At 69.2% G+C, this 12,944-nt stretch carries 5 protein-coding genes; 3 read left to right on the forward strand and 2 right to left on the reverse strand.

Annotated features, from left to right (window positions below):
• Together H0487_RS04850 and H0487_RS04855 are read left to right on the forward strand one after the other, a co-directional pair.
• A partial coding sequence (locus H0487_RS04850) for a lipase family alpha/beta hydrolase (RefSeq protein WP_183093102.1) occupies positions 1 to 609 on the forward strand: 609 nt, incomplete at its 5' end.
• Positions 610 to 817: 208 nt separating this feature from the next.
• Positions 818 to 3,292: a lamin tail domain-containing protein gene (locus H0487_RS04855; RefSeq protein ID WP_183093103.1), complete on the forward strand. Its 2,475-nt coding sequence runs from the start codon at positions 818 to 820 to the stop codon at positions 3,290 to 3,292.
• 86 nt (positions 3,293 to 3,378) lie between these two features.
• On the opposite strand, the gene H0487_RS04860 is transcribed toward H0487_RS04855, so the two are convergent.
• Together H0487_RS04860 and H0487_RS04865 are read right to left on the reverse strand one after the other, a co-directional pair.
• Positions 3,379 to 6,027, reverse strand: a complete 2,649-nt coding sequence (locus H0487_RS04860; protein WP_183093104.1) for a carbohydrate binding domain-containing protein — start codon at positions 6,025 to 6,027, stop codon at positions 3,379 to 3,381.
• 2 nt (positions 6,028 to 6,029) lie between these two features.
• On the reverse strand, positions 6,030 to 7,817 hold the full coding sequence (locus tag H0487_RS04865) for a glycoside hydrolase family 30 protein (protein WP_183093105.1): 1,788 nt from the start codon (positions 7,815 to 7,817) through the stop codon (positions 6,030 to 6,032).
• A gap of 314 nt (positions 7,818 to 8,131) precedes the next feature.
• Between H0487_RS04865 and H0487_RS04870 the strand changes: the two genes are divergently transcribed.
• Positions 8,132 to 12,943: a putative Ig domain-containing protein gene (locus H0487_RS04870; protein ID WP_183093106.1), complete on the forward strand. Its 4,812-nt coding sequence runs from the start codon at positions 8,132 to 8,134 to the stop codon at positions 12,941 to 12,943.
• Position 12,944: the final 1 nt, after the last annotated feature.

The raw sequence follows: 12,944 nt of genomic DNA on the forward strand, positions 1-12,944 counted from the left end.
TACGGCGTCCACCCGATGGCGACCGCGTTCGGCGCCCCGGGCGGGGTGATCCCGATCGAGGAGAGCGCCCGCGAGCTGAAGGTGTTCGTCGACCGCGTCCTGCGCACGACCGGCGCCGCCGAGGTCGACCTCGTCGGCCACTCCGAGGGCACCTTCATGCCGCAGTACTACCTGAAGTTCCTCGGCGGTGCCGCGAAGGTGAAGCGCTACGTCGCCTACACCCCGCTCTACGACGGCACCCGGATCCTCATGCTCCCGGCGCTGCGCGACGCAGGCGAGAGGCTCGGCATCTCCGGTCCCGTGATCGACCTGGTCAGCCGGTTCTGCGGGTCGTGCACCCAGTTCCTCGCGGGCTCGCCGATGCAGAAGAAGCTGAGCGAGGGCGGCGCCGCCGTCCCCGGCGTCGACTACACCACCGTGATGAGCAAGTACGACGAGCTCGTCGTCCCCTGGCAGAGCGGCTATCTCGAGGGAGCCGACAACGTCGTCCTCCAGGACCTCTGCCCCCGCAACGTTTCCGAGCACCTCGCGATGGCCTTCGACCCTGTCGCCGCCCAGGTCGTCTACAACGCCCTCGACCCCGCCCACCGGGCCCCGATCACCTGCTGATCCCCGACGAACCAGCAGGGTTCGGTCGACGAACCAGCAGGGTTCGGCCGACGAAGCCGCAGGGTTCGGCCGACGAAGCCGCAGGGTTCGGCCGACGAAGCCGCAGGGTTCGCGTCGCGTTCACCCGTACGACGCCCGGCGCGCCGAGCATGACGACTCGTCGTCCCCCGCCGGCTCGGGCCGGGATCGAGCCCAGGAGCCCTCTCTCGTGCGCATCACCTCGCGCGGCGCTGCCGCCGTCCTGACCACCTGTCTCGCGGCGGCGCCGATGGCACTGCTCGCCGCCCCGCCCGCGTCGGCCGCGGACGCCGACGTACGGATCAACGAGATCGAGTCCAACGGTGACCCCGTGGGCGACTGGGTGGAGCTGGTCAACAACGGCACCTCCGCCGTCGACATCTCCGGCTGGAGGGTCGTCGACAACGACGTCACCCACACGCCGATCTCGGTCCCCGCCGGGACGACCCTCGCGCCCGGTGCCTTCTTCTCGATCTACACCGAGGTCGGCCAGACCTCGGGCTTCGGCCTCGGCGGCGCGGACGCGGTGACCGTGTCGACGAGCACCGGCACCCAGGTGGACACCCACGCCTGGACCGCCCACGCGGCCCGCTCCTACGGCCGCTGCCCCGACGGCGCTGGTCCGTTCGTCGACACCACGACGACCACCCGCGGTGCGGCGAACGACTGCCCGCCGCCCGCTGGTGGCGCGGACGTCCGCCTCAACGAGGTCGAGTCCAACGGCGACGCCGTCGGTGACTGGGTCGAGCTCGTCAACGTCGGTACGTCGGCGCTCGACATCTCCGGCTGGAAGGTGATCGACAGCGACGCGACCCACCCGTTCGCGGTCGTCCCGGCCGCCACGGTGCTCGACCCGGGCGAGTACGTCGCGCTCTACACCGAGTTCCCGCCGCCCGGCTTCGGCCTCGGTTCCTCCGACACGGTCCGGCTCTACCAAGCCGACGGCACCACGCAGGTCGACTCGTTCAGCTGGTCCGGTGGTCACGCCGCGACGACGTTCGGCCGCTGCGCCGACGGGGTCGGCTCGTGGCAGGAGACCACCGTCGCGACCCGGGGTGCGGCCAACGCCTGCAGCCCGATCCGGGTCAACGAGGTCGAGTCCAGCGACCCGGCGTCGGGCCCGGACTGGGTCGAGCTCGTCAACCTCTCTTCCGCTCCGATCGACGTCGCCGGCTGGGTCGTCAAGGACAGCGGCGAGACCGGTGCCACCACGCTGCCGAGCCCGAGCGTCGTCCCGGCAGGTGGCCATCTGGTCGTCGACGCCCTGCTCGCCGGCCTGGGCGGCAGCGACGCCGTCCGGCTGTTCGACTCGGCCGCGAAGCTGATCGACTCCTACGCCTGGACCGCGCACGCCACGACGACGTACGGCCGTTGCGCCGACGGCGTCGGCACGTTCAAGACGACCGACGCGGCGACCAAGGGCGGCGTGAACGACTGCCCCGGCCTGAGCACCGTCCCGTGGCTCGGGTCGCAGACCGTGACGACCGTCGACGCGGCCGCGACCTTCAACGCCGACGCGAGCGGCCTGGTCTTCGACCCCGCGAACCCGAGCACGCTGTGGGTGGCCCAGAACAAGGCAGGCACGCTGTGGAAGCTCGTGAAGTCCGGTGACACCTACGTGCCGGCGAAGAACTGGGAGAGCGGCCGCGCGCCGAAGTACGCCGACGGCACCGGCTCGCCGGACACCGAGGGCATCACCATCGGCGCCGACAAGGCCGTCTACCTGACCTCCGAGCGCAACAACGAGGCGAGCGGGATCAGCCGCAACACGCTGCTGCGCTACGCCCCCGTGCCGAAGCCGACGATGCGCGCGACCGACCAGTGGGAGCTCAACGGGATCCTCCCGGCGCTGGGCGCGAACCTCGGGCTCGAGGGGATCACGTTCATCCCGGACGACGACCTGCTCGCGGGCGGGTTCGTCGACGAGAGCACCGGTGCGCCGTACGACCCGGCGACCTACCCGAAGCACCGTGGCGGCCTGTTCGTCGTCGCCGTCGAGGGCACCGGCCTCCTCTACGTCCTCGCGCTCGACCACACGAAGGCGGTCGACGAGGTCGCCCACCTCGTGGCGACCATCGACCCGCAACTGGTCACCAACGCCGGCCCCGCCGGCGTCATGGACGTGACCTGGGACGCCGAGCTCGAGCGGTTGTGGGCGGTCTGTGACGACAGCTGTGACGGGACGACGGTCACCCTGGCTCTGGTGTCCGGAGCGTTCGTCGTCGACACCGCCTACCAGCGGCCGGCCGGCATGCCGAACCTCAACAACGAGGGCCTGGCGATCGCCCCCCGCTCGGCGTGCGTCGGCGGCGTGAAGCCGGTGCTGTGGGCCGACGACGGCGACACCGACGGGCACTCGCTGCGGGCCGGCACGCTGCCGTGCGACGGCCTCGCGACGATGACGGTCACCACCCGTCCGGTCGTGCGCGGCACCGCCCGCGTCGGCAAGACCCTCCGTCTCACCCCGGGGCAGACCACGCCGAAGGCCGCGAGCCTCGGCTACCAGTGGTACGTCGACGGCCTGCCGGTCGCCGGCGCCACCGGGACCACCCTCGCTGTCCAACCGTCTTACGTCGGCAAGCGCGTCCGGGTCCAGGTCACCTACGCCAAGGTCGGTTTCGCCGACGCGACCGCCTCGGCGCGGTCGCTGCTGATCAAGCCCTGACGCCGGTCCTGGGTCGGGTGGGTGGGAGTGACCTCGAGGTCACTCCCACCCACCCAACTCGCGGTGACGGTGGTCCGGGTCTCGCGCTACAGACGGCTGACGCCGAGCCCGTCGATCGCGACCAGCTTGTCCCGCGTCAGCACCTTCAGGACGACGGTGCCCGTCCGGTAGGGGAACCGAGGGAGTGCGACGACCCGCTTGGTCGACCGCGTGGGCGCGTAGAGGTCGATCCGGCCGACCAGCTCACCGTCGACGAAGACCCCGACCACTCCGCAGCCGGGGCACCGGGTCGCGACCACGCCGACCCGTGACAGCCGCGCGTCAGGCTTGCGCAGCGTCTTGTCGCGCGCCTTGGTCGACTTGATCGTGCCGAGGTAGAACGCCTCGCCGGCGCCGACCGTCCAGCCCTGACCGCTCAGCGCCCGGTCGTCGAGTGCCACCGCCGTGCAGCGGTCCACTGTCCAGCCCGACAGGTTGCCCTCGCGGTCACGGGCTCGCACCGAGAAGCAGTACGTCGACCCCTCGGGCATCCCGGTCGTGGTCACCGACCGCTTCGTGGTGCGCTGCCACTCGTCGGGGTACTGGTAGGCCGACATCACGCCGTCGAAGGTCGCGCTCCGGAAGCGCACGTCGTACGACGCCGTCCCCGAGACGTCGTCCTTGCTGCTCCAGGTCGTCGTGACCGAACGTGACAGCCGGAACGTCGGGAGGGCACCCAGCTCGGCGACCGGACTCGTGACGTCGAGCTCGTCGCCGCGAGCGGTGAGCTGCGCGCCGTCGAAGTCGACGCTGCGGCCGGCGGTGTGGAGATAGAGCTGTGCCCGGAGATGCGCGTGACCACCTTCGCGGACATCGAGAGGAACACTCACCAGCCGCCAGGTGTGGCCGACCGTCACGACCTTCGCCCCCTTCTGCTGGTTGCCCCCCGCCGCCCACAGCACGAGCTCGACCGTCACCGGCGCCGTCGTTGCGGACCGCACCCACATCGAGTAGTTGAACGACTGCCCGGCCCCGGGGGCGAGCGGGACGTCCTGGTAGATCGAACCGCCCGGCTCGCTCACATTGGTCTCGCCGTACCACTCGTGATCCTTGGCCTGGGCGCGGTCCTGGTAGGCGGCGATGTTGGTCGTGCCGGGGCCCAGGACGCCCCACCCGTTGGCGTTGCCCTCCTCGAGCGACCCGTTGCGCAGTCCGCTCGGCCCGACGAATGCGCCATCGAAGTTCACGCTGCGGCCAGGCGTCTTGAGGTACATCTGGGCGCGCAGGTGGCCGTGCCCGCCCTCGCGGACGTCGAGCGGAACGCTCACGTAGCGCCACTTCGGGCCGACCTTGAAGCTCTCGGTGCCGTTCTGCTGGTTGCCTCCGGCCGCCCACAGGACGACGTCGACGTCGACCGGTGCGTTCGTCTTCGACCGGACCCACATCGAGAAGACGTACGACTCGCCGGCCTGCGGTGCGATCGCGACATCCTGGTAGATCGAGCCGTTGACCTCGCTTACGTTGGTCTCGCCGTACCAGTCGTGCTCCTTGGCCTTCGACCCGTCCTGGTAGGCCGCGATGTTGGTCGTGCCGGGGCCCAGGACGCCCCACCCGTTGGTGTTGCCCTCTTCGAGCGACCCGTTGCGGAGCAGGTTGCGCTGCACCTGGGCGCCGTCGAAATTGATGTTCTGGCCCGGGGTGTCGATATAGACCTGGGCTCGCAGGTGGGTGTGACTGCCCTCGCGGACGTCGAGCGGCACCTCGACCAACCGCCAGGTGCGACCGACGACGACCCGTTCCTGCCCGCTCTGCTGGTTGCCGCCGACGGCCCACAGGACGATCCGGAGGGTTGCCGGTGTGGAAGTCCGCGACCGCACCCAGATCGAGAACGTGAACGAACTGCCGGCCCCGGGGTTGACCGGGATGTCCTGATAGATCGAGCCACCCGCCTGGTTGGTGTTGGCCTCGCCGAACCACTGGTGGTCCTTGGACTCGGCCGGGTCCTGGTACGCCGCGAGGTTCGTCCCCGCCTCCAGGCCGCCCCAGCCGCTGGTGTTGCCCTCCTCGAGCGACGCGTTGCGCAGCAGGTTGGCCCGGCACCCTTGCCAGCGGCCCCAACCCTTGAGGGACGGGCAGGCGTCGGAGGCGTCGAACGTGCCGTCGCCGTCGGCGTCGGGGTTGGGCGGCGGTCCACTGGGGCCAGCGCTGGTGTAGGTGGTTCCGTTGCAGGGCCACCTGCCGAACACAGCCGGGTCGACCACCGGGTCGAGCTGGACCCCTGACAGGACGATGGGCGCTGGCGCTCCGTTGACTGCCCTCGAAATGTGGAGGTGCGGCGAGTAGTTGGGCGTCCCGCCGAGCGTCCCGATCGGGTCGCCGCCCATGACGCCGCCCGTCTTCGTGACGGTCGACAGATGGGCGAGATGCAGTTTCTCGTTGCCGTCGGCGCTCGTCCAGACCACGGAGTTGCCCCAGGTACTCCCGGGCGATGTCGTCACCTGCTGGACGCTTCCCGCAGCAGGCGCATAGAGCACCGTGCCGTCGTCACCTGGGAAGTTGATGTCGGCGACCCAGGTCACCGGGCTGCTCCCGAAGTAGTTCGGGTGATTCCTCGGGTCGGTGTAGGTATCCGCGCAGTACTGCACCCCCGCAGCGAAAACATCACCGCTGACCGCCCGTGCCGGCGCCACAGAGATCGCGACGAGGACGGGCGTGATGAGGGTGAGCACTGCGGTTCGAAGAAGGACTCGGCCCATGGTCAGCACTCCTTCGGGAGGTCTTGGCCCATCGGGACCTCGCGGACGACGTACGTCGGGCCCTGCACGACCGGGTAGCCGGCACCGACGGCGCACCAGTAGGCCTCGCCGGTCGGCATCCAGCGGCGTCGGGGGCGGCTCGGGTAGCCGGTGACCAGATAGCTCGCCCCGTCAGGGGAGGAGTAGACCGAGTTCCGCGTCGGCGGGCAGCCGGCGTCCTCGCCGAGCGGGTACGGCGCCAGGCTGGTCAGGGTGCGCACGGGGGCACCGAGGCAGGCGTCGACCGAAGCGCTGGTGATCCGGTGCCGGTACCCGGACCGGTCGATGAGGTAGCGCTCGCCGGTCGATGCCTGGACCACCGCGTTGCGCAGGTCGGTCACCGGCTCGGTAGACGGCCCGGTGAAGGTGAAGAGCTCGCCGGGGCCGACCCGGAACCGGACGCCGTTGCGGCCGCGGACCCGCACGTCGACGACCTCCTCGGAGCTCGACTGGTTGTGACCGACGACCCCGATGGTGCCGTCAGAGTTGAGGAACGCTGACGACACGACGCCGCCCTCGCTGGCCGACGAGATCACGCGGGCGCCGGGCCGCGCGGCCCGGGCGACGTGGCCGAGGGTGAAGAACTCGGGCCCGGGCGTGATCAAGTCGCCGGAGATGGTGAGCAGGCCGCGGCAGCTCTTGCAGCCCTTCGCCGACACCGGGTCGATCGGCCCGTTGCTGGCGTTCAGCGCGAGGTTCCACATCATCAGCCCGGTGGACCCGGCCTCGATGGAGGTGGTGATGAGGTTGATCGCGTCCCAGCGGAAGGTGCCCGACCAGGTGTCGGTGGTCCCCGTGCACTCGGTGAGGACGGTCCGGACCGGCAGGCCCGCCATCTGCCCGGGAGTGCCTCCGTAGCAGTGGACCGCGGCAGCGGCGAACGCGGAGCGAGCGCCGGCGAGCACCTCGTCGTACGCCGGGCGGTGCTCCCAGTTGTGGTCCACCGCCCAGAGTTGGACCGAGCGCTGGGTGAGGCGCGACGACACCGCGTTCGCGATGCGGATCTGCTGGGGCGCCGTCACCTTCATCGAGGTGTAGTCGGGGGCGTAGTCGGGCTCGTTGCTGATCGCCATCGCCCTCAGCGGGACGCCCTGCTCCTTCAGCCAGGACGCCTGCTTGACCAGCAGGTCGCCGTACGCCGGCTCGGAGGCGGAGCGCAGGCTGCCGCCGCGGAGCGTGGCGGGCTGCTTCATCGAGGCCGGTGCCGACCAGGCGGTGGCGACGACGCTCAGGCTGCGGCGAACGGGCAGCACCTCGTCGATCAGGTACCGGACCGCGGCCGTCTGCTGCGCCGGCGGGGCGCCGGCCGCCGTCCACGACCAGAGGCGCGGTGAGAAGTCGGTGGACGACAGGGGCAGTCGGAGCCAGTTGAGCCGCGCCCCGTCGGCGCGGGTGGGGGAGAAGAGCATCTCCGTCGCGGTCCGATTGCCCTCGAGGAGGCCGACGGAGGCGTCGGTGAGCGACGCGCCCACGCCCCGCCACGGTTGCTGGAGGGCCGAGGGGTCGACGACGATCGTTGCCGTCGCGGCCGAGGTGATCGTCGGGACCACCTTGAACCGGCGCGCCGGGTCCGTCGGTGAGGTCACCCACCCCTGCCAAGCCGCAGCAGCGGTCCGCGGAGCGGGGTCGCGCGGCTCCTGCGCCTCGGCCCCGCTGCCGCCGAACGATGCTGCGACAAGTGACGCCGCCGTGGCGATCGAAGCGAGCGAGGCGACGGCACGCCGCCGGGAGCCATGGAGAGCAGATGGCATGCCGGGAGGCTAGTGGCCCGACGGTCCGCCCGACCGTGGAAGTCGACAAACATTGCGATGTTCATGTTTCGGGCCGTCGCAGGATCTGGCAGGGTTGGCCCCGGTAGTCGGACGGGAGATCCGGACCCCAGCTCCCGCGGGGTGCACGATCTCGACGTCACGGGTCGCTCCGACACCACTCCGCCGTCATAGGAGTTGGTGTGGGCCTTCGCTTCGCCGCGCGCTCGCTGGGTGTGGTCGTCCTCTCGTTGAGTCTCGCGGGGGGCTTGGTCCCACCCACGCAGGCCGGACCGACACCGGCTGCGCGTGCGGCGGTGCTGGTCGATCAGCCGGCCGGCCCCAGCGAGGCAGCGCCGACGAGGCCTCGCCGTTCGAGGCCGACCGACGACGGCCCGTCGATCTCGAAGCGTGGGTTCCTCGACCCCAAAGCCATCTCTTGCTCGGAACGCAAGAAGCGTTCTCAAAAGCTGCGGCTCAGCGAGGTCTTCGTCCACCCCGACGTGATCCCCCTCCAGGTCTCGTTCGACAACTTCGGGGTCGACCAGCAGGCAGATGGAGACTCCGGGTACCTGCGCTACAAGTTCAGCGCCGACGTCACCTTCACGTTCAAGGTCGAAGCCAAGATCGGGGCGTTCTGCGAGCTTGAGGACAAGCGGCAGGATCCCTTCTTCAAGAAGACGATCGCGCGCGTCTACGGCGTTCCGATCACCTTGGAGGCGAGGCCGGTCTTCGAGCTCGAGATCGGCGCCAAGGGTGCCCTCGAGTTCAGTCACACCCGCACGTTCTCGATCGATTTCGAGCAGCACGAGGGCGCGCTGCCCTCCGTCAGCACCAGCTTCGCCGAGAAGCGCAACGACATCTCGCGATCGGGTTCGATCGGTGCCTCCATCAAGCTGGGCGCGAAGCTGACTCTGTTCGGGGGTGTGAACGAGAAGGGCGTTAAGGCTGGCCTCGGGTTCTCGCTCGGGCTGTCGGCGATGATCGAGGCCAAGAAGCAGGGCGACTGCCTTGACGTGACCTGGAGAGTGCCCCTGGAAGCTTCGCTGCGCGCCGAGGCGTTCATCCACGGATGGGACCTGTGGAAGGGGGAGCTCAACCTCTTCGACGGCGACCTCTTCAAGAAGTGCTTTACCAAGCCGCAGATCAAGGACAGCCTGCCGGAAGGTATCGTCGGCCAGTACTACGACCAGCGGCTCGCGACCGAAGACGACCGCAACGGGACCTGGAGCATCGTTGCTCCTAGCGTGCTTCCTGCGGGCCTGTACCTCGAATCTTCGACCGGCCGCGTGTTCGGCACCTACCGCGGGGAGCCGGGCGTATTCCGAACGCTGTTCCGATTCGTCGACATCACGCGCACCGAGGCGACGAGGTCGGTTCGCCTGGATCTCGCGCCCAAGGACCCCGAAGTCCAAGCTGTCCTGGGCCGGGTCATCAAGGACGATGACGGCCACTCGTGGTACGTCGACAAGAGAGCCTCGCGGCACCCGATCCCCAGCACCGACGTGTTCGGTTGCCTCGAAGCACAGGTCGGCTCCGCGATCGCCGTGCGTGACGACCATCGGTCGTTGAATCTTCCTGTGTTCGAGGACGCCGAGTGCATCAACGCGCGCTCGGGAGACATCCTGCGGCTGTCCGACGGTGAGTCAGCCTTGTTCGAGGACGGCATCCGCCATGCGATCCCCGACGGTGGGACGTTCCAATGCCTGGAAGCCAACGGTCACCGGCGGCTCACAGTTCCGCGCTATTTCCTGCTGGACATCCGCGAAGCGTCGCCGTTCAGGTTCAGCTGCCTCGACGTCGAGGGATCGAAGCGCAAGATCGTCCGTGCAGACAACGGCTCGAGCTGGTACATCGACGGTCGCGGCACAGCGCACTGGATCCCGAGCACCTCGATCTACGGGTGCCTGACCGGCGCCGGCGTGCCGGTGACGAGGTGGATCGTGCCGCGCAGCCAGATCGGCCTCTTCGGTCAGCCCAAGGAGGAAGCCCAGTGCGTCACCACCAAGACGGGTGACATCCTCAAGGTCGACCAGGACAGCTACCTGCTCAACGCTGACGGGACGCGGTCGTCGATCCCGGACGGCAACACCTACGAGTGCCTGGACGCCAACGGACACGACGTGGTCCGGGTGCCGCGCTACTACCTGATGGACCTCCGGTCGGCCCCGGACGCGTCGTTCAGCTGCTACGACGCCGATCGGGTCAAGGGCAAGGTCGTCCGGGCGAGTGACTCGACCAGCTGGTACATCGACAAGCGCGGTGGTCGGCACTGGATTCCCAACGGGGGGACGTTCGACTGCATCGAGGGCCAGACGGGCGGGGCGTGGCCGCACACGGTGCCGATCCGTCGGTTGACGCAGACGAAGTACGAGGACGCGTCCTGCGTCCGGCCGACGCCGGGCAACATCCTCAAGGTCGACCAGGACAGCTACCTCCTCAACGCGGACTGGACGCGGTCGTCGATCCCGGACGGCAACACCTACGAGTGCCTGAACGCGAACGGCCACGAGATGGTCCGGGTGCCGCGCTACTACCTGCTCGACCTGAGGGCCGCTCCGGACGCGTCGTTCAACTGCTACGACGGTCAGCGCGTCAACGGGAAGGTCGTCAGGGCGAGTGACTCGACAAGCTGGTACATCGACAAGCGCGGTGGTCGGCACTGGATCCCTGATGGCGGGACCTTCGAGTGCATCGCCGCCCAGACCGGCGGCGCCTGGCCGCACACGGTTCCGATCCGTCGCTTGACCCAGACGAAGTATGAGGATGCGGCGTGCGTCCGCGCGACGCCCGGCAACATCCTCAAGGTCGACCAGGACAGCTACCTCCTCAACGCGGACTGGACGCGGTCCTCGATCCCGGACGGCAACACCTACGAGTGCCTGGACGCCAACGGGCACGACATGATCCGGGTGCCGCGCTACTACCTCCTCGACCTGCGGGCCGCTCCGGACGCGTCCTACAGCTGCTACGACGCCAACCAGGTCAAGGGCAAGGTGGTCCGCGCCAGCGACGGCACCAGCTGGTACATCGACAAGCGGGGCGGTCGGCACCACATCCCCGACGGTGGGACGTTCCAGTGCATCGCCGGCCAGACCGGCGGCGCCTGGCCGCACACGGTCCCCATCCGGCGGCTGACCCAGACGAAGTACGAGGACGCCGCCTGCGTCCGCGCGAAGCCCGGCGACGTCCTCAAGGTCGACGAGGACAGCTATGTCGTCAACGCCGACCGGAGCCGGTCGTGGATCTCCTCCGTGCCGACCTTCCACTGCATCCGCGACCGCGGCGGCGACTTCCTCCGGGTGCCGCGCTACTTCATCGACGACATGCGCGACGCCGGGACGGCCAAGAACTGCATCTCACCCAGCCGGGTCGAGGGCCAGGTCATTCGGCGCAACGACGGCGTCTCCTGGGTGGTCATCCACGGCGAGCGACGGCACATCCCGAACTTCACGACCGATGTCTGCGCCCGGGCCGTGCACGGACGGACCGTCGCGATGACGGGCCTCGACTACGACGCGGCCGCGTCCATCCCGGAGTCGACCGCAAAGTACGGATGTGACATCGAGGGCGCGATCGTCCAGGCCGCCGACCGGCCGGAGCCCTATCCGTCGTACCGGGTCAGCGGCGGTACCCGCTACTGGATCCCCGACGGGTGGACCTTCGACTACTGGAAGCGGCGGGGGCTCCCGGTCGTGCAGGCCACGTCAGAGAGGATCCTCCAGGAGCTGCCCGACGGCGGCCCTGACGAGCAGCACCTGGACCCGGCAGCGATCGGCGGCAACACGATCATCCGTCGCACGGACGGCGTCTCCTGGATCGTGGACGTCAACAAGGTGCGTCACCACATCCCGTATGCCCAGGACGACGTCTGCTGGCGGCTGCTCCGCGGCCGGCCCGTGGTGGCGACGGGGCTGAGCGCTGCCCAGGTGGACGACCTGCGCGAGGACGACCCGTGGCCATGCATCATCGGCGACCGCGTGGTGAAGAGCTCGAACGGCACGTCCTGGTTCGTGGGGAAGGACAACAAGCGGCACCACATCCCCGACACTGCCACCTTCGCGGTCCTGGCGCGCAAGTACGAGGTCGTGGGCCCGTGGCCCGCGTCCGAGGTCGAGAAGATCCCGGTGGGCTCGCAGCACGAGAAGCTCTACGACCCGCCGGCGGGCTCGATCATCCGTCGCTCTGACGGAGTGTCGTGGGTTGTCGACGCCAACCACGTCCGCCACCACATCCCTTACGCGCAGGACGACGTGTGCTGGCGGCTCCTCAAGGGAGCGCCGGTCCACGCCGTCGGACTGTCGTTCAGCCAGGCGAACGCGCTGGAGGAGCGCGACAAGTGGCCGTGCATCATCGGCAACCGGGTCGTGCGGAGCACGGACGGCAGGTCATACTTCGTCGGCACCGACAACGTGCGCCACCACATCCGGGACACCGAGACGTTCGGTGAGCTGGACAAGGCCTACGAGGTCGTCGGCCCGTGGGACGCCAATGAGGTCGCCAAGCTGCCGCCCGGCAACGACCACCCGCGCCTCATCAACCCGGACTCGGTCCGCAACGGGATCATGTGTCGCAACGGCGACGGTGTGTGCTGGGTGGTCGACAACAACGCCGTCCGCCACTACATCCCGGCTTACCCCGACCAGTTCTGCCACCAGTACCGATGGGGTACGCCGTTCAAGCGGTGGGTCGATGGTGACCAGGCGAGCTCACTGAGGGAGGCCGAGGCATGGAGCTGCTCGGTGGACAATTTCGTCGTCGACAGCGACGCCGACTACCTGCTGACTGACGGCGGGGGCACCCGGCGCTGGATCCAGGACTGGATGTCCATGCAGTGCTACTCCGAGGGACGGAACGTCATCCGAGCGCCTCAGGGCGACGTGAACCGCATTCGTGAAGGCGCCTGGCTGCCGAAGTGTCTGCCTGTCTATGCCATCCGCAACAAGGTGATCACCACCCACGGGGGGTACGCATACCTGATCACGAACGACGGGGTCTGGCACTACATCACCGACAACTGGAACTGCATCGTGGCGAACCATGCCGTCTACGCCCGCGACGTCGGGTGGGACCAGGTGAAGGCCTACGGCCGCTTCAACGAGGGCAGTCGTGCGGAGTGCTGGATGTAGG

It is taken from the genome of Nocardioides stalactiti, from assembly GCF_014180715.1.
GTDB classification, from domain to species: Bacteria; Actinomycetota; Actinomycetes; order Propionibacteriales; family Nocardioidaceae; genus Nocardioides; species Nocardioides stalactiti.

Coding starts and splice junctions, on each gene's coding strand:
- H0487_RS04860 (WP_183093104.1), bottom strand. CDS start 6,027: ATGGGCCGAGTCCTTCTTCGAACCGCAGTGCTCACCCTCATCACGCCC.
- H0487_RS04865 (WP_183093105.1), bottom strand. CDS start 7,817: ATGCCATCTGCTCTCCATGGCTCCCGGCGGCGTGCCGTCGCCTCGCTC.